General features: G+C 50.5%; 23 protein-coding genes, 1 pseudogene and 1 other annotated feature. Of the genes and pseudogenes, 14 read left to right on the top strand and 10 right to left on the bottom strand.

Going from position 1 to position 21158, the window contains the following annotated elements:
* Nucleotides 1–23: 23 nt before the first annotated feature.
* Together FEK43_RS03070 and rnm are read right to left on the bottom strand one after the other, a co-directional pair.
* Nucleotides 24–644, bottom strand: a complete 621-nt coding sequence (locus tag FEK43_RS03070; RefSeq protein ID WP_001516499.1) for an L-threonylcarbamoyladenylate synthase — start codon at nucleotides 642–644, stop codon at nucleotides 24–26.
* Nucleotides 641–1522 carry an RNase AM gene (gene rnm, locus FEK43_RS03065; RefSeq protein ID WP_001285663.1) on the bottom strand — a complete coding sequence of 294 codons (882 nt, stop codon included), beginning with the start codon at nucleotides 1520–1522 and terminating at the stop codon, nucleotides 641–643. The genes FEK43_RS03070 and rnm overlap by 4 nt, the downstream gene beginning before the upstream one ends.
* Before the next feature lie 137 nt (nucleotides 1523–1659).
* On the opposite strand from rnm, the gene trpL reads away from it, so the two are divergent.
* The 6 genes from trpL (at nucleotide 1660) to trpA (ending at nucleotide 8326) form a co-directional block, all read left to right on the top strand.
* Nucleotides 1660–1704: a trp operon leader peptide gene (gene trpL / locus FEK43_RS03060; protein WP_001700591.1), complete on the top strand. Its 45-nt coding sequence runs from the start codon at nucleotides 1660–1662 to the stop codon at nucleotides 1702–1704.
* Nucleotides 1681–1774 (top strand) — a sequence feature (Trp leader region). (Overlaps the previous gene by 24 nt.)
* Nucleotides 1775–1795: 21 nt before the next feature.
* Complete coding sequence (gene trpE / locus FEK43_RS03055; RefSeq protein ID WP_135406474.1) at nucleotides 1796–3358, top strand: anthranilate synthase component I; 1563 nt, start codon at nucleotides 1796–1798, stop codon at nucleotides 3356–3358.
* Entirely contained in the window at nucleotides 3358–4953 is a 1596-nt protein-coding gene (gene trpD, locus FEK43_RS03050) for a bifunctional anthranilate synthase glutamate amidotransferase component TrpG/anthranilate phosphoribosyltransferase TrpD (protein ID WP_000763524.1), read from the top strand. The genes trpE and trpD overlap by 1 nt, the downstream gene beginning before the upstream one ends.
* Nucleotides 4954–6315 carry a bifunctional indole-3-glycerol-phosphate synthase TrpC/phosphoribosylanthranilate isomerase TrpF gene (trpCF, locus tag FEK43_RS03045; protein WP_171020814.1) on the top strand — a complete coding sequence of 454 codons (1362 nt, stop codon included), beginning with the start codon at nucleotides 4954–4956 and terminating at the stop codon, nucleotides 6313–6315.
* 11 nt (nucleotides 6316–6326) lie between these two features.
* Complete coding sequence (trpB, locus tag FEK43_RS03040) at nucleotides 6327–7520, top strand: tryptophan synthase subunit beta (RefSeq protein ID WP_130258918.1); 1194 nt, start codon at nucleotides 6327–6329, stop codon at nucleotides 7518–7520.
* A complete protein-coding gene (gene trpA / locus FEK43_RS03035; RefSeq protein ID WP_130259720.1) occupies nucleotides 7520–8326 on the top strand; it encodes a tryptophan synthase subunit alpha in 807 nt (268 codons plus the stop codon). Before trpB ends, trpA begins: the two co-directional genes overlap by 1 nt.
* A gap of 50 nt (nucleotides 8327–8376) precedes the next feature.
* On the opposite strand, the gene ompW is transcribed toward trpA, so the two are convergent.
* On the bottom strand, nucleotides 8377–9030 hold the full coding sequence (ompW, locus tag FEK43_RS03030; RefSeq protein WP_130259719.1) for an outer membrane protein OmpW: 654 nt from the start codon (nucleotides 9028–9030) through the stop codon (nucleotides 8377–8379).
* A 201-nt stretch (nucleotides 9031–9231) separates the two neighbouring features.
* Here ompW and FEK43_RS22950 point away from each other — a divergent pair.
* From FEK43_RS22950 to yciA, 4 genes and pseudogenes are all read left to right on the top strand, one after another.
* A pseudogene (locus FEK43_RS22950) lies at nucleotides 9232–9446 on the top strand (YkgJ family cysteine cluster protein); the annotation flags it as partial.
* A 27-nt stretch (nucleotides 9447–9473) separates the two neighbouring features.
* Entirely contained in the window at nucleotides 9474–10217 is a 744-nt protein-coding gene (locus tag FEK43_RS03025; protein ID WP_130208877.1) for a YciC family protein, read from the top strand.
* A 29-nt stretch (nucleotides 10218–10246) separates the two neighbouring features.
* The gene (locus FEK43_RS03020) at nucleotides 10247–10786 is read left to right on the top strand and encodes a septation protein A (protein WP_000808667.1); all 540 of its coding nucleotides are present in this window, start codon (nucleotides 10247–10249) and stop codon (nucleotides 10784–10786) included.
* 104 nt (nucleotides 10787–10890) lie between these two features.
* Nucleotides 10891–11289: an acyl-CoA thioester hydrolase YciA gene (gene yciA / locus FEK43_RS03015; RefSeq protein WP_130208879.1), complete on the top strand. Its 399-nt coding sequence runs from the start codon at nucleotides 10891–10893 to the stop codon at nucleotides 11287–11289.
* Between the two features lie 40 nt (nucleotides 11290–11329).
* Here the strand turns inward: yciA and tonB are convergent, their stop codons facing one another.
* Nucleotides 11330–12049 carry a TonB system transport protein TonB gene (tonB, locus tag FEK43_RS03010; RefSeq protein ID WP_064528843.1) on the bottom strand — a complete coding sequence of 240 codons (720 nt, stop codon included), beginning with the start codon at nucleotides 12047–12049 and terminating at the stop codon, nucleotides 11330–11332.
* Between the two features lie 223 nt (nucleotides 12050–12272).
* Here tonB and FEK43_RS03005 point away from each other — a divergent pair, with 223 nt between their 5' ends.
* Nucleotides 12273–12569, top strand: a complete 297-nt coding sequence (locus FEK43_RS03005) for a YciI family protein (protein ID WP_000967596.1) — start codon at nucleotides 12273–12275, stop codon at nucleotides 12567–12569.
* A gap of 302 nt (nucleotides 12570–12871) precedes the next feature.
* Entirely contained in the window at nucleotides 12872–14125 is a 1254-nt protein-coding gene (kch, locus tag FEK43_RS03000) for a voltage-gated potassium channel protein (protein ID WP_130259718.1), read from the top strand.
* 54 nt (nucleotides 14126–14179) lie between these two features.
* Here the strand turns inward: kch and FEK43_RS02995 are convergent, their stop codons facing one another.
* Nucleotides 14180–14353, bottom strand: coding sequence for a YciY family protein (locus tag FEK43_RS02995; RefSeq protein ID WP_122983112.1), 174 nt, complete (start codon nucleotides 14351–14353; stop codon nucleotides 14180–14182).
* A 142-nt stretch (nucleotides 14354–14495) separates the two neighbouring features.
* Between FEK43_RS02995 and cls the strand changes: the two genes are divergently transcribed.
* Together cls and FEK43_RS02985 are read left to right on the top strand one after the other, a co-directional pair.
* Entirely contained in the window at nucleotides 14496–15956 is a 1461-nt protein-coding gene (gene cls, locus FEK43_RS02990; protein WP_130208884.1) for a cardiolipin synthase, read from the top strand.
* Between the two features lie 34 nt (nucleotides 15957–15990).
* Entirely contained in the window at nucleotides 15991–16320 is a 330-nt protein-coding gene (locus FEK43_RS02985) for an HI1450 family dsDNA-mimic protein (RefSeq protein ID WP_000366958.1), read from the top strand.
* A 55-nt stretch (nucleotides 16321–16375) separates the two neighbouring features.
* Here the strand turns inward: FEK43_RS02985 and FEK43_RS02980 are convergent, their stop codons facing one another.
* Genes FEK43_RS02980 through oppB form a run of 5 tightly spaced genes read right to left on the bottom strand, consistent with a single transcriptional unit; the run spans nucleotide 16376 to nucleotide 21139 of the window.
* On the bottom strand, nucleotides 16376–17221 hold the full coding sequence (locus FEK43_RS02980) for an ion transporter (RefSeq protein ID WP_138158423.1): 846 nt from the start codon (nucleotides 17219–17221) through the stop codon (nucleotides 16376–16378).
* Nucleotides 17222–17269: 48 nt separating this feature from the next.
* Nucleotides 17270–18274: a murein tripeptide/oligopeptide ABC transporter ATP-binding protein OppF gene (gene oppF / locus FEK43_RS02975; protein WP_130222797.1), complete on the bottom strand. Its 1005-nt coding sequence runs from the start codon at nucleotides 18272–18274 to the stop codon at nucleotides 17270–17272.
* On the bottom strand, nucleotides 18271–19284 hold the full coding sequence (gene oppD, locus FEK43_RS02970) for a murein tripeptide/oligopeptide ABC transporter ATP-binding protein OppD (protein ID WP_130208888.1): 1014 nt from the start codon (nucleotides 19282–19284) through the stop codon (nucleotides 18271–18273). Before oppD ends, oppF begins: the two co-directional genes overlap by 4 nt.
* 11 nt (nucleotides 19285–19295) lie before the next feature.
* Nucleotides 19296–20204: an oligopeptide ABC transporter permease OppC gene (oppC, locus tag FEK43_RS02965; protein ID WP_000979659.1), complete on the bottom strand. Its 909-nt coding sequence runs from the start codon at nucleotides 20202–20204 to the stop codon at nucleotides 19296–19298.
* Between the two features lie 14 nt (nucleotides 20205–20218).
* Nucleotides 20219–21139 carry an oligopeptide ABC transporter permease OppB gene (gene oppB / locus FEK43_RS02960; RefSeq protein WP_001516507.1) on the bottom strand — a complete coding sequence of 307 codons (921 nt, stop codon included), beginning with the start codon at nucleotides 21137–21139 and terminating at the stop codon, nucleotides 20219–20221.
* Between the last annotated feature and the right edge of the window lie 19 nt (nucleotides 21140–21158).

Raw genomic sequence — 21158 nt, 5'->3', positions numbered from 1 at the left:
TTCCATCCGTGGAACGCAATTTTTTATAAGAAAGGCTTCACATCACCCACGCCTTCACGCACCACGACCGGCGTATCATCGGTAAGATCAATGACCGTTGTCGGTTTCTGCCCGAGATAGCCGCCGTGGATAATCAAATCCACCTGTTTTTCCAGACGGTCTTTAATTTCTTCCGGATCGGATTCGGTAAATTCGCTGCCCGGTAGCATCAGCGATGTGGAAAGCATCGGTTCGCCCAATACTTCAAGCAACGCCTGCGCAATCGGGTTAGAAGGCACACGCATCCCAATGGTTTTGCGTTTTTCCTGCAACAGACGGCGTGGCACTTCCTTCGTCCCCTTCAGGATGAAGGTATAGTTGCCCGGCGTGTTGTTTTTCATTAAACGAAACGCAACGTTATCCACGAATGAATAGGTCGAAAGTTCAGAAAGATCGCGACACATCAGGGTAAAGTTGTGACCGTCCGGCAGCTGGCGAATACGACAAATACGCTCCATCGCGTTTTTATCTTCAATTTTACAGCCGAGTGCGTAGCCGGAATCGGTTGGATAAACAATCACCCCGCCTTTACGCACGATCTCCACCGCCTGGTTGATCAGACGTTGCTGCGGGTTATCAGGATGAATATAAAAAAACTGGCTCATAATTCCCTCTCTGTGGTGTTCTGCGGCTGTTCCCATAGCTGCCAGACGCCTTCAACGCCAGCGGGCAGCCAGAGTTTACGACCCAGTTCGATCCACGGGCATGGCTGATGAAAATCAGATCCTTGTGATGCCCATAAATGATGCTGGCGGGCAAGTGTCGCCAGCTGGGTACGTTCATTGGGCGATTGCTGGCACTGCGCGACTTCCATCGCGTCGCCGTGGTGTTCGGCAAAATGCGCAACCAATCTTTTCAGCCATTTAGCACTAAGATTGTACCGCCCAGGATGAGCAAGCACCGCCTTACCGCCAGAATGATGAATGACATCAATAGCTTGTTCTATTGTACACCACTGTGGCGGAACGTATCCGGTTTTCCCGCGCGCCAGATACTTTTTAAAGACATCCGCCATTGAACTGGCTTTGCCGCACTCCACCAGGAAACGAGCAAAATGACCGCGCGTCACCGCACCGCCCTGCGCCAGTCGTTGCGCGCCTTCCAGCGCCCCCGGTATTTGCGCTTTTTCAAGTCTTTCGGCAATTAGCTGCGCCCGCTGATTGCGCCGTTCTGTCTGCTGCGCGAGGAACTCACACATTAGCGGATGAGTAATATCAATATTCAGCCCGACAATATGAATTTCATGATTTTCCCAGACCGTGGAAATTTCCACGCCGGGAATAAGATTCAGCGCCAGTCCCGAACGTGAAATTTCCTCTCTTGCTGGCGCGATTGCAGCTGTGGTGTCATGGTCGGTGATCGCCAGAGTGCCGACGCGCATCTCGACCGCACGGTGCACCAACGCCTCTGGCGTCAGGCAGCCATCGGAAGCTGTGGTATGGCTGTGCAGGTCGTAAATCACTGCGTAATTCGTGTCGCTCAAGGCGCACTCCCGTTTTGGATAATGTTTTTGGCGCCGACATCATAACGGTTCTGGCAAATATTCTGAAATGAGCTGTTGACAATTAACCATCGAACTAGTTAACTAGTACGCAAGTTCACGTAAAAAGGGTATCGACAATGAAAGCGATTTTCGTACTGAAAGGTTGGTGGCGCACTTCCTGAAACGGGCAGTGTATTCACCATGCGTAAAGCAATCAGATACCCAGCCCGCCTTATAAGCGGGCTTTTTTTTGAACAAAATTAGAGAATAACAATGCAAACACAAAAACCGACTCTCGAATTGTTAACCTGCGAAGGCGCTTATCGCGATAATCCCACCGCGCTTTTTCACCAGTTGTGTGGGGATCGTCCAGCAACGCTGCTGCTGGAATCCGCAGATATCGACAGCAAAGATGATTTAAAAAGCCTGCTGCTGGTAGACAGTGCGCTGCGCATTACAGCTTTAGGTGACACTGTCACAATTCAGGCGCTTTCCGGCAATGGCGAAGCCCTGCTGACACTACTGGATAACGCCCTGCCTGCGGGTGTGGAAAATGAACAATCACCAAACTGCCGTGTGCTGCGCTTCCCCCCTGTCAGTCCACTGCTGGATGAAGACGCCCGCTTATGCTCCCTTTCGGTTTTTGACGCTTTCCGCTTATTACAGAATCTGTTGAATGTACCGAAGGAAGAACGAGAAGCAATGTTCTTCGGCGGGCTGTTCTCTTATGACCTTGTGGCGGGATTTGAAGATTTACCGCAACTGGTAGCGGAAAATAACTGCCCTGATTTCTGTTTTTATCTCGCTGAAACGCTGATGGTGATTGACCATCAGAAAAAAAGCACCCGCATTCAGGCAAGCCTGTTTGCTCCCAATGAAGAAGAAAAACAGCGTCTCACTACGCGCCTGCACGAGTTGCGCCAGCGACTGACCGAAGACGCGCCGCCGCTGCCGGTGGTTTCCGTGCCGCATATGCGTTGTGAATGTAACCAGAGCGATGAAGAGTTCGGTGGCGTAGTGCGTTTGTTGCAAAAAGCGATTCGCGCCGGAGAAATTTTCCAGGTGGTGCCATCTCGCCGTTTCTCTCTGCCCTGCCCGTCACCGCTGGCGGCCTATTACGTGCTGAAAAAGAGTAATCCCAGCCCGTACATGTTTTTTATGCAGGATAATGATTTCACCCTGTTTGGCGCGTCGCCGGAAAGTTCGCTCAAGTATGACGCCACCAGCCGCCAGATTGAGATCTACCCAATTGCCGGAACACGCCCACGCGGTCGTCGTGCCGATGGTTCACTGGACAGAGACCTCGACAGCCGCATCGAACTGGAAATGCGTACCGATCATAAAGAGCTGTCTGAACATCTGATGCTGGTGGATCTCGCCCGTAATGATCTGGCACGCATTTGTACCCCCGGCAGCCGCTACGTCGCCGATCTCACCAAAGTTGACCGTTACTCTTACGTGATGCACCTGGTCTCCCGCGTTGTCGGTGAGCTGCGCCACGATCTCGACGCCCTGCACGCTTACCGTGCCTGTATGAATATGGGGACGTTAAGCGGTGCGCCGAAAGTACGTGCTATGCAGTTAATTGCCGAAGCGGAAGGTCGTCGACGCGGCAGCTACGGCGGTGCAGTAGGTTATTTCACCGCGCATGGCGATCTCGACACCTGCATTGTGATCCGCTCGGCGCTGGTAGAGAACGGAGTCGCCACCGTGCAGGCCGGTGCTGGCGTGGTACTTGATTCTGTTCCGCAGTCGGAAGCCGACGAAACCCGTAATAAAGCCCGCGCTGTACTGCGCGCTATTGCCACCGCGCATCATGCACAGGAGACATTCTGATGGCTGACATTCTGCTGCTCGATAATATCGACTCTTTTACTTACAACCTGGCAGATCAGTTGCGCAGCAATGGTCATAACGTGGTGATTTACCGCAACCATATTCCGGCGCAGACCTTAATTGAACGCCTGGCGACGATGAGCAATCCGGTACTGATGCTTTCTCCTGGCCCCGGTGTGCCGAGCGAAGCCGGTTGTATGCCGGAACTCCTCACCCGCCTGCGCGGTAAGCTGCCAATCATTGGCATTTGCCTCGGACATCAGGCGATTGTCGAAGCTTACGGGGGCTATGTCGGTCAGGCGGGCGAAATTCTTCACGGTAAAGCGTCGAGCATTGAACATGATGGTCAGGCGATGTTTGCCGGATTAACAAACCCGCTGCCGGTGGCGCGTTATCACTCGCTGGTTGGCAGTAACATTCCGGCAGGTTTAACCATCAACGCCCATTTTAATGGCATGGTGATGGCGGTGCGTCACGATGCGGATCGCGTTTGTGGGTTCCAGTTCCATCCGGAATCCATTCTTACCACTCAGGGCGCTCGCCTGCTGGAACAAACGCTGGCCTGGGCGCAGCAGAAACTAGAGCCAACCAACACGCTGCAACCGATTCTGGAAAAACTGTATCAGGCGCAGACGCTTAGCCAACAAGAAAGCCACCAGCTTTTTTCAGCGGTGGTGCGTGGCGAGCTGAAGCCAGAACAGCTCGCGGCGGCGCTGGTGAGCATGAAAATTCGCGGCGAGCACCCGAACGAAATCGCCGGAGCAGCAACGGCGCTACTGGAAAACGCCGCGCCGTTCCCGCGCCCTGATTATCTGTTTGCCGATATCGTCGGCACCGGCGGTGACGGCAGCAACAGTATCAATATTTCGACCGCCAGTGCGTTTGTCGCCGCGGCCTGTGGGCTGAAAGTGGCGAAACACGGTAACCGCAGCGTCTCCAGTAAATCTGGCTCGTCGGATCTGCTGGCGGCATTCGGTATTAATCTTGATATGAACGCCGATAAATCGCGCCAGGCGCTGGATGAATTAGGCGTCTGTTTCCTCTTTGCGCCGAAATATCACACCGGATTCCGCCACGCGATGCCGGTTCGCCAGCAACTGAAAACTCGCACCCTGTTCAACGTGCTGGGGCCACTGATTAACCCAGCGCATCCTCCGCTGGCGTTAATTGGTGTCTACAGCCCGGAACTGGTGCTGCCAATTGCCGAAACCTTGCGCGTGCTGGGGTATCAACGTGCAGCGGTGGTGCACAGCGGTGGAATGGATGAAGTTTCCTTACACGCTCCGACCATTGTTGCCGAGCTGCACGATGGTGAAATTAAAAGCTATCAACTGACCGCTGAAGATTTTGGCCTGACGCCCTACCACCAGGAGCAACTGGCTGGCGGAACACCGGAAGAAAACCGTGACATTTTAACACGCTTGTTACAAGGTAAAGGCGACGCCGCCCATGAAGCAGCCGTCGCGGCGAATGTCGCCATGTTAATGCGCCTGCATGGCCATGAAGATCTGCAAGCCAATGCGCAAACCGTTCTTGAGGTACTGCGTAGTGGTTCCGCTTACGACAGAGTCACCGCACTGGCGGCACGAGGGTAAATGATGCAAACCGTTTTAGCGAAAATCGTCGCAGACAAGGCGATTTGGGTAGAAGCCCGCAAACAGCAGCAATCGCTGGCCAGTTTTCAGAATGAGGTTCAGCCGAGCACGCGACATTTTTATGATGCGCTGCAGGGTGCACGCACGGCGTTTATTCTGGAATGCAAGAAAGCGTCGCCGTCAAAAGGCGTGATCCGTGATGATTTCGATCCAGCACGCATTGCCTCGATTTATAAGCATTACGCTTCGGCAATTTCGGTACTGACTGATGAGAAATATTTTCAGGGGAGCTTTGATTTCCTCCCCATCGTCAGCCAAATCGCCCCGCAGCCGATTTTATGTAAAGACTTCATTATCGATCCTTACCAGATCTATCTGGCGCGCTATTACCAGGCCGATGCCTGCTTATTAATGCTTTCAGTACTGGATGACGAACAATATCGCCAGCTTGCAGCCGTCGCCCACAGTCTGGAGATGGGTGTGCTGACCGAAGTCAGTAATGAAGAGGAACTGGAGCGCGCCATTGCATTGGGGGCAAAAGTCGTTGGCATCAACAACCGCGATCTGCGTGATTTGTCGATTGATCTCAACCGTACCCGCGAGCTTGCGCCGAAACTGGGGCACAACGTGACGGTAATCAGCGAATCCGGCATCAATACCTACGCTCAGGTGCGCGAGTTAAGCCACTTCGCTAACGGTTTTCTGATTGGTTCGGCGTTGATGGCCCATGACGATTTGAACGCCGCCGTGCGCCGGGTGTTGCTGGGTGAGAATAAAGTATGTGGCCTGACGCGTGGGCAAGATGCTAAAGCAGCTTATGACGCGGGCGCGATTTACGGTGGGTTGATTTTTGTTGCGATATCACCGCGTTGCGTCAGCGTTGAACAGGCGCAGGAAGTGATGGCTGCGGCACCGTTGCAGTATGTTGGTGTGTTCCGCAATCACGATATTGCTGATGTGGTGGACAAAACTAACGCGTTATCGCTGGCAGCAGTGCAACTGCATGGTAATGAAGATCAGCAATATATCGACGCACTGCGTGACGTGCTGCCCGCTAACGTTGCCATCTGGAAAGCATTGAGCGTCGGTGAAACTCTTCCCGCGCGCGATTTTCAGCACGTCGATAAATATATTTTCGACAACGGCCAGGGTGGAAGCGGGCAACGTTTCGACTGGTCACTGTTAAATGGTCAATCGCTTGGCAACGTCCTGCTGGCGGGTGGCTTAGGCGCAGATAACTGCGTGGAAGCGGCACAAACCGGCTGCGCCGGGCTTGATTTTAATTCTGCTGTAGAGTCGCAACCGGGCATTAAAGACGCACGCCTTTTGGCCTCGGTTTTCCAGACGCTGCGCGCATATTAAGGAAAGGAACAATGACAACATTACTTAACCCGTATTTTGGTGAGTTTGGCGGCATGTACGTGCCACAAATCCTGATGCCTGCTCTGCGCCAGCTGGAAGAAGCTTTTGTCAGCGCGCAAAAAGATCCTGAATTTCAGGCCCAGTTCAACGACCTGCTGAAAAACTATGCCGGGCGCCCAACCGCGCTGACCAAATGCCAGAACATTACAGCCGGGACGAACACCACGCTGTATCTGAAGCGCGAAGATTTATTGCACGGCGGCGCACATAAAACCAACCAGGTTCTGGGCCAGGCTTTGCTGGCGAAGCGGATGGGTAAAACCGAAATCATCGCCGAAACCGGAGCCGGTCAGCATGGTGTGGCGTCGGCCCTTGCCAGCGCCCTGCTCGGCCTGAAATGCCGTATTTATATGGGTGCCAAAGACGTTGAACGCCAGTCGCCTAACGTTTTTCGTATGCGCTTAATGGGTGCGGAAGTGATCCCGGTGCATAGCGGTTCCGCGACGCTGAAAGATGCCTGTAACGAGGCGCTGCGCGACTGGTCCGGTAGTTACGAAACCGCGCACTATATGCTGGGTACCGCAGCTGGCCCGCATCCTTATCCGACCATTGTGCGTGAGTTTCAGCGGATGATTGGCGAAGAAACGAAAGCACAGATTCTGGAAAGAGAAGGTCGCCTGCCGGATGCTGTTATCGCCTGTGTTGGCGGCGGTTCGAATGCCATCGGCATGTTTGCTGATTTCATCAACGAAACCAATGTCGGCCTGATTGGCGTGGAGCCAGGCGGTCACGGCATCGAAACCGGCGAACATGGCGCACCGTTGAAACATGGTCGCGTAGGCATCTATTTCGGCATGAAAGCACCGATGATGCAGACCGAAGACGGGCAAATTGAAGAATCTTACTCCATCTCTGCCGGACTGGATTTCCCGTCCGTTGGCCCACAACATGCGTATCTCAACAGCATCGGTCGCGCTGATTACGTGTCGATTACCGATGATGAAGCGCTGGAAGCCTTTAAAACGCTGTGCCTGCACGAAGGGATTATCCCGGCGCTGGAGTCCTCCCACGCCCTGGCCCATGCGCTGAAAATGATGCGCGAAAACCCAGAAAAAGAGCAGCTACTAGTGGTTAACCTTTCCGGTCGCGGCGATAAAGACATCTTCACCGTTCACGATATTTTGAAAGCACGAGGGGAAATCTGATGGAACGCTACGAATCTCTGTTTGCCCAGTTGAAGGAGCGCAAAGAAGGCGCATTTGTTCCTTTCGTCACCCTCGGTGATCCGGGCATTGAGCAGTCGCTGAAAATTATCGATACGTTGATCGAAGCAGGTGCTGATGCTTTGGAGCTAGGCATCCCCTTCTCCGACCCGCTGGCAGATGGCCCGACCATTCAAAACGCCACACTGCGTGCTTTTGCGGCAGGTGTGACCCCGGCACAATGTTTTGAGATGCTGGCACTGATTCGTCAAAAACATCCGACCATTCCTGTTGGCCTGCTAATGTACGCCAACCTGGTGTTTAACAAAGGCATTGATGAGTTTTACGCTCAATGTGAAAAAGTCGGCGTCGATTCGGTGCTGGTTGCCGACGTGCCAGTGGAAGAGTCTGCGCCCTTCCGCCAGGCCGCGTTGCGTCATAATGTCGCGCCGATCTTTATCTGCCCGCCGAATGCCGACGATGATTTGCTGCGCCAGATAGCCTCTTACGGTCGTGGTTACACCTATTTGCTGTCGCGTGCGGGCGTAACCGGAGCGGAAAACCGCGCGGCATTACCACTCAATCATCTGGTCACGAAGCTGAAAGAATACAATGCCGCGCCTCCATTGCAGGGCTTTGGCATTTCAGCACCGGAACAGGTAAAAGCAGCGATTGATGCAGGGGCCGCAGGCGCGATTTCTGGTTCGGCAATTGTAAAAATCATCGAGCAACATATTAATGAGCCAGAAAAAATGCTGGAAGCACTGAAAGCTTTTGTACAACCGATGAAAGCAGCTACACGAAGTTAATTTGAGACAAACCGCCAGAAAACATCTGGCGGTTTATTGATGGTAAAAAATTAGAAGCGGTAACCCGCAGAGAACATAAATACCCACGGGTCGAGGCGTACGTTGTCAGAATAGCGTCCTGCAGGCAGCACTGCGCCATTGGATTTATATTTCACCTCAGTGTCGATATCCATGTACCAGACCGACATATTAAGCAACCAGTCACGGTTGATGAGATAATCCACACCTACTTGTCCCGCCACGCCCCATGAATCCTTCAGACTAAGGTCGGATAAACCAAGACCTTCACCGGTGTCATTGAAGTCATTATTAAAAAAGGTGGTGTAGTTAATACCCGCACCAATGTAAGGACGGAATTTACTGCCGGAATCGCCAAAATACCATTGTGCCATCAGTGTTGGCGGTAAATGGTGGACTGTCGCAATATCCCCGGTTGTGGCTGTGCCAACCTTATGACGAAACGGAGATGCCGCCAGCAATTCCACACCAATGTTATCAGTCGCCATATAGGTGAAGGTCAGGCCCAGTTGGGTGTTATTGGTCACGCTAAAGCCACCCAGGCTTCCCAGAGTTCCATCCGCGCCTTCCGTTGGACGTACCGTTGCCGAACCTGCACGAATAAAGAACTCGCCTGCTTCGTGAGCATAGACGCTACCAGAGAGAAGTGTACTGACTGCCAATGCCGCCACTGTTAATTTTTTCATGTTCGCTCCGTCGTTATGGTTATAAAAACGTGACGAATATACCTACATTGGAGTAACAAATGATCCTACATAGATCACATTGCATTCGCTAAATGACCATTTATTGATCTGGATTAATTTAGAAGTTGTATCGCAAATCCTGGTTAACATGATTCAAATCAATTTGAATGCTTTCCATCTCCGAAAGTATTCTTTTGCTACCTTATTGGCCTTTTAAGCAGGCGGTAAGTTGCGGTATTTATGCAAACAGCCCTTCTGCTTGTCAGGAATTTGTCGTGTCTGGAGAAAGCAATGGATCCTGTGATCGCACCCACGCACGCTGTGGATTACCTGCGCTTTACAAAGATATGCTTTTCCATACAAGTCGTGATGCTGCCACTGAAGGGATAACCAGGGTACAATTGCCCGCTAATTAACACCTGCATAAAACTCAAGGAGAGTGCATGTCTATCACGGCGCAGTCCGTATACCGTGACACCGGAAATTTCTTCCGTAATCAATTTATGACCATTCTGTTGGTATCGTTGCTTTGTGCATTTATCACAGTGGTGTTAGGACATGTTTTCTCACCCAGTGACGCACAGCTTGCGCAGCTCAATGACGGCGCGCCCGTTAGTGGCGGCGGTGGGTTGTTCGATCTGGTGCAAAATATGTCCCCGGAACAGCAACAAATTTTGCTGCGTGCTTCCGCTGCGTCCACTTTTTCAGGATTAATCGGTAACGCCATACTCGCCGGAGGCGTAATATTAATCATCCAACTGGTGTCTGCGGGTCAGAGAGTCAGTGCGCTACGCGCTATTGGTGCCAGTGCGCCGATATTGCCAAAGTTATTTATTCTGATTTTTCTGACTACCCTTTTAGTACAGATTGGCATCATGCTGGTGGTCGTTCCGGGGATTTTAATGGCCATTTTACTGGCACTGGCGCCGGTGATGTTGGTGCAGGATAAAATGGGCGTTTTCGCCTCTATGCGCAGCAGTATGCGGCTGACATGGGCGAATATGCGTCTGGTGGCACCTGCAGTACTAAGCTGGTTACTGGCAAAAACACTGTTGCTGCTGTTTGCCTCTTCGTTTGCCGCATTAACCCCGGAAATTGGTGCCGTACTGGCGAATACTTTAAGCAACCTGATTTCAGCCGTATTGCTTATCTATCTGTTCCGCCTGTACATGTTGATTCGCCAATAACCTGAAGTATTTGATTACGGAATCGTAAAATGAAGCAGTTTCTTGATTTTTTACCGCTGGTTGTCTTCTTCGCGTTCTACAAAATTTATGACATCTATGCGGCAACTGCGGCGCTCATCGTCGCCACGGCAATTGTGCTTATTTATAGCTGGGTTCGCTTCCGGAAAGTTGAGAAGATGGCCCTGATCACCTTTGTTCTGGTGGTCGTTTTCGGTGGTCTGACGCTGTTCTTCCACAATGATGAGTTTATTAAATGGAAGGTCACCGTCATCTACGCTCTGTTTGCCGGTGCTTTGTTGGTTAGCCAATGGGTAATGAAAAAACCGCTGATTCAGCGGATGCTGGGTAAAGAACTCACTCTACCGCAGCCAGTATGGTCGAAGCTGAACCTGGCCTGGGCAGTCTTCTTTATTCTTTGTGGTCTGGCGAATATCTACATCGCATTCTGGCTACCGCAAAATATTTGGGTCAACTTCAAAGTGTTCGGTCTGACCGCCCTCACCTTAATCTTCACACTGTTAAGCGGTATTTATATCTACCGCCATATGCCGCAGGAAGATAAATCATAATCTGTCTGCCGGCCCTTCGGGGCCGGCGCTGCATATCCTCTGTTCTCATTTGGAAAATCATAGTAGCATCGCGCCTGTGATTTTCCTTTTATGTCGGTTTTACCATGTCTACAACACCTAACGTCCCTCAGGGCGATCTTGTTTTACGTACTTTAGCCATGCCTGCCGATACCAATGCCAATGGCGATATCTTTGGTGGTTGGTTGATGTCGCAGATGGATATTGGCGGTGCCATTCTGGCAAAAGAAATTGCCCACGGTCGCGTCGTGACCGTGCGGGTTGAAGGAATGACTTTCTTACGGCCAGTTGCGGTTGGTGATGTGGTGTGCTGCTATGCGCGCTGTCTCCAAAAAGGGACGACATCAGTCAGCATTAATATTGAAGTATGGGTGAAAAAAGTGGCGTCTGAACCGATTGGGCAGCGCTATAAAGCGACGGAAGCGTTATTTAAGTATGTTGCCGTCGACCCTGAAGGAAAGCCTCGTGCCTTACCTGTAGAGTAATAGTCAAAAGCCTCCAAGTTGGAGGCTTTTGATTTTCTGTTTATTGAATTTCGGTGGTGCCGTTAATTTTAAACAGGATATTCACCACAATCCCACTTCCAGGTTTGCCCGGCTCATAACGCCATCTGCGCATCGCGTTTTTCACTTCGCGCTCAAACATGTTCGCCGGTTTGGCTGAAAGAATTTGTACGTTATCCACGCGACCATCCGGTGTGACGTCAAATTTAACTTTAACCTGCCCTTCAATGCGTAGTGCCTGCGCGCGCGCCGGATACTGCGGCTGATTACGGCTTAATGCCCGTGGACCAGACGCGACACTTGTGACCGGTTTGCTGGTTGCAGCCGTTGCCGTACTTGATGTTGGGCGAGCAGGTGCCGTATTTTCAAACGGTGACGCCGGACGTGACTCTACCGGTTTGACATCGCGTTTCGGCTGCTCCTGTACCTTTTTCACCGGCTTCGGTTTTGGCTTAGGTTTCGGCTTCGGCTTTTCAATGACTACCGGTGCTTCTTTTGGCGGTTCTGGTATCGGCTCAGGCTCCGGTTCTGGCTCCACCACTGGTTCCGGCGGCGGTTGAACGGCTTGTGGCGGCTCAAGTTCGGCCGGGGCAACCATGGTGACAGAAATCGGCTGCGCGGGCGCAGGTAGTTCAATAACCTGATGTACCGAGGTATAGAGTAGACCCGCCACAACAGCACCATGAATGCAGACCGAAAGTAACGTCGGCCAGGGGAAGCGGCGAGGTAAATCAAGGGTCATTGAAGTCATAATCGTTTCAGTAAAAAAACCAGGCCTCGATTTTAAATGCAAATAGCAATCATATTCAATAAGGCAAGGCGATCAGGATCAGTGAAAACGCAATTTTTGGCGCTATTAACCTTACTTTTAGTGACGCCTTAACAAAGACATCATCTTTCCGTTGCAGATCTTCGCCCTTTCAAATAACGTACTTTATAACCTTTCCGAACAAGGAGTTGTGCCCGTGTTGTATGTTATTTACGCTCAAGACAAAGCCGATAGCCTCGAAAAGCGCCTTTCCGTTCGTCCGGCACATTTAGCACGTTTGCAGTTACTGCATGATGAAGGGCGTCTGCTGACCGCCGGTCCAATGCCAGCGGTAGACAGTAACGATCCAGGCGCCGCAGGATTTACTGGCTCAACCGTTATTGCTGAATTTGAATCGCTGGAAGCAGCCCAGGCCTGGGCAGATGCCGATCCATACGTGGCTGCGGGAGTCTATGAGCAAGTTTCCGTGAAACCCTTTAAGAAAGTGTTCTGAATATCAACATCCAGGGGCGCGGTGACAGAAACCGTGCTCTTGTTTTTACTTTATATTTACCGATACCCCCAATCCACCACCACAAACAGATAATAACTTTATCTGTATCTCCCTATATACCCTCGGCATCTCCGTCTAAAAATGACAAAATTTCTCTGCCTGATTCGGTTTTGATCAATCAAAACCTTTGATTGCTGCGGATAAAGTCATCTACTATGGTTTAACACATTCACGTGCCGCATGTTTTTCACATTCTGTACGCGTGAAGATAATTAAACAAAATTGTGGTTACAGAGGTATCAGTGAGTCACTGGGCTACATTCAAGCAAACAGCGGTAAATTTATGGGTGACCCTGCGGCACGATGTTATCGCGCTGGCGGTCCTTTCAAATGGATTGCTTATTTTCAAAACAATTTATGGCATGTCGGTCAATCTGCTCGATATTTTCCATATCCAGGCGTTTTCAGAACTTGACCTCTCCTTGCTGGCCAATGCGCCACTGTTTATGCTCGGCGTCTTTCTTGTTTTGAACTCGATCGGCTTGCTATTTCGGGCAAAGCTGGCATGGGCTATCAGTATCATTTTATTGCTGATAACGCTGATTTACACCCTGCACTTTTATCCCTGGCTGAAATTCAGCATTGGTTTTTGCATCTTTACCTTGATAATTTTGTTGGTGCTGCGTAAAGACTTCTCTCACAGTAGTGCTGCGGCCGGGACAATTTTTGCTTTTATTAGTTTTACGACGTTACTGTTTTACTCTACCTACGGCGCACTTTATTTAAGCGAAGGTTTTAATCCGCGAATAGAGAGTCTAATGACCGCGTTCTATTTTTCGATAGAAACTATGTCAACCGTGGGCTACGGCGATATCGTCCCGGTTTCTGAATCAGCGCGCCTGTTTACTATTTCGGTCATTATTTCCGGTATTACCGTTTTTGCCACCTCCATGACCTCGATTTTCGGCCCGCTTATCCGCGGAGGATTCAATAAACTTGTGAAAGGAAACAATCATACAATGCATCGTAAAGATCACTTTATTGTTTGCGGGCATTCCATTCTGGCAATCAACACGATTCTGCAACTGAATCAACGCGGACAAAACGTCACGGTTATCAGCAACCTGCCAGAGGATGACATAAAACAGCTTGAACAAAGACTCGGTGACAATGCCGATGTTATCCCCGGTGACAGCAATGACAGTTCAGTACTAAAAAAAGCGGGAATTGATCACTGTCGAGCTATTCTGGCGTTAAGTGATAATGACGCCGATAATGCTTTTGTCGTTCTGTCGGCGAAAGATATGAGCAAAGATGTTAAAACCGTGCTTGCCGTCAGTGATAGCAAAAACCTGAATAAGATTAAGATGGTGCATCCGGATATTATTCTTTCACCGCAGCTATTTGGTAGCGAGATACTGGCGCGTATTCTCAATGGGGAAGAAATTAATAATGATATGCTCGTCTCGATGTTGCTGAATTCCGGGCATGGCATTTTCAGCGATAACAATGACGACGAAACCAAAACTGACAACAATGAATCTGCGCAAAAATAGATTTTAACGGCGGGAAGATAATCTTAATGGGCACCGCGTTGGTGCCCAGAACATTTAGATATTGTAGATCGCAAACAATAACGAGTTTCGCTGTTTGTTTAGAAGGCACTTCCTGATGCTGTGGATACGCATATTTCGGCGTGACTGCCCCTCAAGCCAACGCGATTTCCGTCGGCTAGCCTGACGCTGCATGCGCCAGCGCCCCACTTCCGTTCTACTCCGCTTCATGTTAACTACTCTATGCAATAACAGAGCGGTCATTATACCCCCGGTCCCGACGCTGACCAGTGCTTTTAACGCGTTTTTATTTGCCAGATGAATCCATATGCGTAAACTCATAACAATGCGCTTTCAAAAGGATTTCTAATCTATGACAACCGTTTATACGTTGGTGAGTTGGTTGGCCATTCTGGGATACTGGTTGCTCATTGCAGGCGTAACTTTACGCATTCTAATGAAACGACGCGCAGTTCCCTCCGCCATGGCCTGGCTGTTGATCATTTACATTCTGCCGTTGGTCGGAATTATTGCTTATCTGGCTGTTGGCGAACTCCACTTAGGCAAACGCCGCGCCGAACGCGCCAGAGCGATGTGGCCTTCCACGGCGAAATGGCTTAACGATCTTAAAGCCTGTAAGCATATTTTTGCGGAAGAAAATAGCAGCGTCGCTGGACCGTTATTCAAGCTCTGCGAGCGTCGTCAGGGGATCGCCGGGGTCAAGGGTAATCAGCTGCAACTGATGACCGAGTCTGATGATGTGATGCAGGCGTTAATCCGCGACATTCAACTCGCTCGCCATAACATTGAGATGGTGTTTTATATCTGGCAACCAGGCGGTATGGCAGACCAGGTGGCAGAATCTTTGATGGCCGCCGCACGACGCGGTATTCATTGCCGATTAATGCTCGACTCTGCGGGGAGTGTTGCTTTTTTCCGTAGCCCGTGGCCAGAGTTAATGCGAAATGCCGGTATCGAAGTGGTCGAGTCCTTAAAGGTTAACCTGATGCGCGTATTCTTACGCCGCATGGACCTGCGCCAGCACCGCAAGATGATCATGATCGATAACTACATTGCCTACACCGGTAGCATGAATATGGTCGATCCGCGCTTCTTCAAACAGGATGCGGGCGTAGGACAATGGATTGATCTGATGGCTCGCATGGAAGGCCCTATCGCCACCGCGATGGGAATTATCTACTCTTGCGACTGGGAGATTGAGACGGGAAAACGTATTTTACCACCACCGCCTGATGTCAATATTATGCCGTTCGAGCAGGCCAGCGGTCATACGATTCATACCATCGCTTCCGGCCCGGGATTCCCGGAAGACCTGATTCATCAGGCTTTGCTGACTGCGGCTTATTCAGCTCGTGAATATTTAATCATGACGACGCCCTACTTCGTCCCCAGCGATGACTTACTTCACGCAATCTGCACGGCGGCGCAACGCGGGGTTGATGTCAGTATTATTTTGCCGAGGAAAAATGACTCAATGCTGGTAGGCTGGGCCAGTCGCGCATTCTTTACAGAACTACTTGCTGCTGGGGTTAAGATTTATCAGTTTGAAGGTGGGTTACTGCATACCAAGAGCGTGCTGGTCGATGGCGAATTAAGTCTGGTTGGCACCGTTAACCTCGACATGCGTAGTCTGTGGCTGAATTTTGAAATCACGCTGGCTATTGACGATAAAGGTTTTGGTGCCGATCTGGCTGCAGTTCAGGACGACTATATTTCTCGTTCGCGTCTGCTCGATGCACGGCTGTGGTTAAAACGTCCACTCTGGCAACGTGTCGCCGAGCGACTGTTTTACTTCTTCAGCCCGTTGCTGTAAAACGTCGCCAACAGAGACTAAACAGGTAGTGACTATGGATATGGATTTAAACAATCGCCTGACTGAAGATGAAACGCTTGAGCAGGCCTACGATATTTTTCTTGAACTGGCCGCTGATAATCTCGATCCGGCTGATGTTCTGTTGTTCAATCTGCAGTTTGAAGAGCGCGGTGGTGCAGAGTTATTTGACCCGGCAGAAGACTGGCAGGAACATGTTGATTTCGACTTGAACCCGGACTTTTTTGCCGAAGTGGTGATTGGTCTGGCAGACAGTGAAGATGGCGAAATCAACGATATTTTCGCCCGTATTTTGTTATGCCGCGAAAAAGATCACAAACTTTGCCATATTATCTGGCGGGAATAACGCTTGGCATCGGATGTGACGTAGCTGCGTCACATCCGTTCTTCCTTTTACACATCTATCTTTCCCCTCCTCCCAGTTCATTGCCACAAATACGACAATACTTCGCATCGTGTGCATGATGTTGGGTATTGCATTTAGGACAACAGAGAAGTTTTTTAGTCTGTTCAAGTTCACTGGTGAGTTGCGCAGTAATAATCCCCGTCGGAATTGCAATGACTGAGTAGCCAATCAAGATTAATACCGAAGCCACCATCCTTCCTGCCGCAGTATGTGGTGTAATATCACCATAACCAACGGTGGTTACCGTCACTATCGCCCAGTATACGGCTGTGCCCAGCGAGTTAAATTCGTTTGATGCACCTTCTATGGCGTACATTAACGCCCCAGCGACGATCATCACAATGGCAATAAAAGCATAAAAAAGAATCAACTGATGGCGGGCATTATTTATCGCCCGCCATAGACTGTTTAAGGCAGGCATAAAGCGGAGCAGGCGCAAAATTCGCAACGCACGAATCGCTCTCATCGCTCGCCAGGCAAATAAATAAGTAAAACCAATTTCAGGCCATAGCCAGATGAAATACAGCGGCAAAATGGTGGCCAGATCGATAAATCCCCAAAAGCTAAAAACATAACGTACCGGATTCGGCCAGCTTAATATTCGCAGGAAATACTCGATCGTGAAGACAAAAGTAAAGGAGAATTCTACCCAAACAAAGATATGCCATTCGTCGTAAGTTAGCTGGAATTGCGATCCAATACCGGATTCTATGAAGACAGCGCCAACGCTTAACAATGCGAGGAAACCAAACAGCGCCTCGCAGCGTCGCCCGGTTTTCGTATGCTGATCAAAAAGGAAATGATAAACCCGTTGGCGATACTCTGAAAGATGTCCTGTCACCTGTACCTCCCATGAAAAAGGGCCGGCAATCTGCCAGCCCTTAACACGTTATAATGGGTCTACTTTCAGGCAAGAGACGGCATGTCTGAAACTGCCTTCCAGCACCGGGCGTGTTTTGGCACACTCAGGACCGGCTATCGGGCAACGGGTACGGAACACACATCCAGAAGGCGGGTTGATGGGCGACGGTAATTCCCCTTCCAGTAACTGGATAGATTTGTTCTTCTCCAGATCAGGATCTGGAATGGGGACTGCCGACATCAATGCTTTGGTATAGGGATGCAACGGATTGTGGTAAACCTCATCATACGTCCCCAACTCTACCGCATGGCCGAGATACATCACCAGCACGCGATCGGAAATGTGTTTTACCACGGCCAGATCGTGAGCGATAAAGATTAATGACAATCCCATCTCACGTTGCAACTGCTGGAGTAAATTCACCACCTGCGCCTGTATTGACACATCCAGTGCCGACACCGGTTCGTCGCAGATAATCAGCTTCGGCTCAAGGATTAGCGCACGCGCAATCCCGATACGCTGACACTGACCGCCGGAGAACTCATGCGGATAGCGGTTAATCAGGTTAGGTAGCAAGCCGACTTTCATCATCATCACCTTCACGCGCTCGCGAACTTCCTGGCGTGACATTTTCGGATGATAGGTACGCAGCGGTTCAGCGATGATCTCGCCGATGGTCATACGCGGGTTTAGCGATGCCAACGGGTCCTGGAAAATCATCTGAATATCACTGCGGACGGCACGCCATTCATCAGGTTTCATGCCCAGCAACTCTTTACCTAACCAGGCAACATGACCATCGGTGGCCTTGACCAAACCAATGATAGCGCGAGCAAAGGTAGACTTACCGCAACCTGATTCCCCTACGACGCCCAACGTTTCCCCTTCATATAACCTGAGCGTCACACCATCAACGGCCTTAAGGGTTTTCGGCGGTTGCCAGAACCACTGTTTGCCATCTTTGATCTCAAAGTGCACTTTCAAATCGGCAATTTCGAGGAGGACTTTTCTTCCTTCGGTTACAGCATTCATAACAGTTCCTCCACCGGTTTAAAGCAGGCACGCAGTCGGCCTGGCGTGAACTCTTCCAGCGGCGGCGCGCTACTGCAAATCTCCATCGCATACGGACAACGCGGCTGGAACGGGCAACCTTTCGGCAAACGTAGCAGGTTTGGCGGGTTACCCGGGATGGTCAACATCGTTTCACCTTCCGCATCAAGACGCGGTACCGCATTGAGTAAACCGATAGAATAAGGATGAACGGGTTCATAAAAGACATCGCGCGCGTTGCCATATTCCATTGTGCGCCCAGCGTACATCACCAGCACTTTGTCACAGATCCCCGCGACTACGCCGAGATCGTGGGTGATCATGATAATGGCAGTATTAAATTCCCGTTTCAGTTCATTCAATAGCGTCATGATCTGCGCCTGTACTGTCACGTCCAGCGCAGTAGTCGGTTCGTCGGCAATCAGCAATTTAGGTCGGCACAACAACGCCATCGCAATCATCACACGCTGACGCATGCCGCCAGAAAACTCATGAGGAAACATCTTCATACGCTTACGCGCTTCTGGCATTTTCACCGCATCGAGCATTCGTACCGATTCTTCAAACGCTTCGGCCTTGCCCATACCTTTATGCAGCATCAGCACTTCCATCAACTGCTCGCCGACGCGCATGTATGGATTTAACGAGGTCATCGGGTCCTGAAAAATCATCGAGATTTGTTCAGCACGCAGTTTATTAAGTTCACGTTCTGGCAGATTGAGGATTTCGCGCCCATTAAAGGTTGCCGATCCACCAATGCGTCCGTTAGCCGCCAGCAGCCCCATTAAAGCAAACGCGGTTTGCGACTTACCGGAGCCAGATTCGCCAACGATACCCAGCGTTTCCCCGGCACGCAGGGAAAAATTTAAATCATTGACCGCCGTGACGTCACCGTCCGGGGTGCTAAATGTCACTCGCAAATCTTTCACGTTCAGCAGTGCGTCAGCCTGTTGCTGTGCGAGCGGCACGGTTGCAGTTTCAATTACGCTCATGGCTGCACTCCTTAACGATCTTTCGGGTCGAGGGCATCACGCAAGCCATCGCCGATAAAGTTGAAACAAAACAGTGTCACCACAAGGAAACCTGCCGGAAATAGCAGCAACCATGGAGAGACTTCCATCGAGTTCGCGCCATCACTGAGCAATGCGCCCCAACTACTTAATGGCTCTTGCGTACCCAGTCCCAGGAAGCTAAGAAAAGACTCAAAGAGGATCATGCTGGGCACCAGCAGAGAGGCATAGACCACCACCACACCAAGCACATTCGGCACAATGTGGCGAATCACAATGCCGGGCGTAGATACACCGCCAACTTGTGCCGCCTCAATAAACTCTTTGCGCTTCAGACTAAGTGTTTGACCACGCACGATACGTGCCATGTCCAGCCAGGAAACCATCCCAATCGCTACGAAAATCAGCAGGATGTTTTGACCGAAAAAGGTCACCAGCAAAATGACGAAGAACATGAACGGAAAGGAGTTGAGGATTTCCAGCAGGCGCATCATTACGGAATCCACCTTGCCGCCAAGATAACCGGAAAGTGAACCGTAAAGCGTTCCTACGACTACTGCCACCAGTGCTGCAGCAACACCAACCATTAATGATATGCGCCCACCAATTGCAACGCGCACCAGCAGATCGCGACCGGAAGAGTCGGTACCAAAGTAGTGACCAGATTCCATATCCGGGGCGCTGGACATCATCGCCCAGTCGGTGTCGTCATAGGCAAATTGCGAGAGCATCGGCGCCAGGATAACAAACAGTGCAATAAGCACCAGTACAATCAGACTGGCCACTGCTGCACGGTTATGCATAAAACGTCGACGTGCGTCCTGCCATAAACTGCGGCCTTCGACCTCCAGCTTCTCACTGAAATTCTCCAGCGTCTCGCTGTTTTTCTTACTTAACATCATCGCGAGCTCCAGTATCAGTAACGGATTTTCGGGTCGATAACCGCATATAGCACATCGACAATGGCATTGAACAAAATGGTTAAAGCACCAACCAGAATGGTCAGGCTTAACACCAATGAATAGTCACGGTTCAAGGCACCATTAACAAACAATTGTCCGATGCCCGGCAAACCGTAAATGGTTTCGATAACCATAGAACCGGTGATAATGCCAACAAATGCGGGTCCCATATAAGAAAGTACCGGTAGCAACGCAGGTTTTAATGCGTGGCGGAAAATAATGCGCCGCATGGGCAGACCTTTCGCGCGTGCGGTACGAATGAAGTTGGAGTGTAAAACTTCAATCATTGATCCACGGGTAATACGCGCAATACTGGCGATATAAGCCAGTGATAAGGCAACCATCGGCAGGATCATAAATTTCAGCGCCCCACCATTCCAGCCACCGCCCGGTAGCCAATGCAAAATGATCGCGAATATCATGACTAATAATGGCGCAACGACAAAGCTTGGTATAACCACTCCCGTCATAGCCAATCCCATGACGGTATAGTCCCATTTGGTGTTTTGTTTTAATGCGGCAATAACGCCAGCACTAACGCCCAGTACCACTGCGAGGAAAAATGCAGCAGCGCCCAGTTTTGCTGAAACGGGAAAACTGGATGCGACCAGGTCATTGACCGAATAATCTTTATATTTAAATGAAGGGCCGAAATCGCCATGAGCCAGTTGTTTCAGATAGCTGAAATACTGCGTCATGATGGGATCGTTAAGATGATATTTCGCTTCAATATTGGCCATTACTTCTGGCGGTAATGTACGTTCGCCGGTAAAGGGACTTCCCGGCGCGAGGCGCATCATAAAGAACGAAATAGTAATAAGAATAAATAGCGTCGGAATCGCTTCCAGACAGCGACGTAGAATAAATTTTAACATTGCCGTACCTTCTGGCCTG

Origin of the sequence: Escherichia sp. E2562 (assembly GCF_005781075.1) — a bacterium.
Lineage (GTDB): Bacteria > Pseudomonadota > Gammaproteobacteria > Enterobacterales > Enterobacteriaceae > Escherichia.
The sequence above is the reverse complement of the archived record's forward strand: the minus strand, read 5'-3'. Positions and strand labels throughout refer to the sequence as shown.

Coding starts and splice junctions, on each gene's coding strand:
- FEK43_RS03070 (WP_001516499.1), bottom strand. CDS start 644: ATGAGCCAGTTTTTTTATATTCATCCTGATAACCCGCAGCAACGTCTG.
- trpE (WP_135406474.1), top strand. CDS start 1,796: ATGCAAACACAAAAACCGACTCTCGAATTGTTAACCTGCGAAGGCGCT.
- trpD (WP_000763524.1), top strand. CDS start 3,358: ATGGCTGACATTCTGCTGCTCGATAATATCGACTCTTTTACTTACAAC.
- trpCF (WP_171020814.1), top strand. CDS start 4,954: ATGATGCAAACCGTTTTAGCGAAAATCGTCGCAGACAAGGCGATTTGG.
- trpB (WP_130258918.1), top strand. CDS start 6,327: ATGACAACATTACTTAACCCGTATTTTGGTGAGTTTGGCGGCATGTAC.
- trpA (WP_130259720.1), top strand. CDS start 7,520: ATGGAACGCTACGAATCTCTGTTTGCCCAGTTGAAGGAGCGCAAAGAA.
- ompW (WP_130259719.1), bottom strand. CDS start 9,030: ATGAAAAAATTAACAGTGGCGGCATTGGCAGTCAGTACACTTCTCTCT.
- FEK43_RS03025 (WP_130208877.1), top strand. CDS start 9,474: ATGTCTATCACGGCGCAGTCCGTATACCGTGACACCGGAAATTTCTTC.
- FEK43_RS03020 (WP_000808667.1), top strand. CDS start 10,247: ATGAAGCAGTTTCTTGATTTTTTACCGCTGGTTGTCTTCTTCGCGTTC.
- yciA (WP_130208879.1), top strand. CDS start 10,891: ATGTCTACAACACCTAACGTCCCTCAGGGCGATCTTGTTTTACGTACT.
- tonB (WP_064528843.1), bottom strand. CDS start 12,049: ATGACCCTTGATTTACCTCGCCGCTTCCCCTGGCCGACGTTACTTTCG.
- FEK43_RS02995 (WP_122983112.1), bottom strand. CDS start 14,353: ATGAAGCGGAGTAGAACGGAAGTGGGGCGCTGGCGCATGCAGCGTCAG.
- cls (WP_130208884.1), top strand. CDS start 14,496: ATGACAACCGTTTATACGTTGGTGAGTTGGTTGGCCATTCTGGGATAC.
- FEK43_RS02985 (WP_000366958.1), top strand. CDS start 15,991: ATGGATATGGATTTAAACAATCGCCTGACTGAAGATGAAACGCTTGAG.
- oppF (WP_130222797.1), bottom strand. CDS start 18,274: ATGAATGCTGTAACCGAAGGAAGAAAAGTCCTCCTCGAAATTGCCGAT.
- oppD (WP_130208888.1), bottom strand. CDS start 19,284: ATGAGCGTAATTGAAACTGCAACCGTGCCGCTCGCACAGCAACAGGCT.
- oppC (WP_000979659.1), bottom strand. CDS start 20,204: ATGATGTTAAGTAAGAAAAACAGCGAGACGCTGGAGAATTTCAGTGAG.
- oppB (WP_001516507.1), bottom strand. CDS start 21,139: ATGTTAAAATTTATTCTACGTCGCTGTCTGGAAGCGATTCCGACGCTA.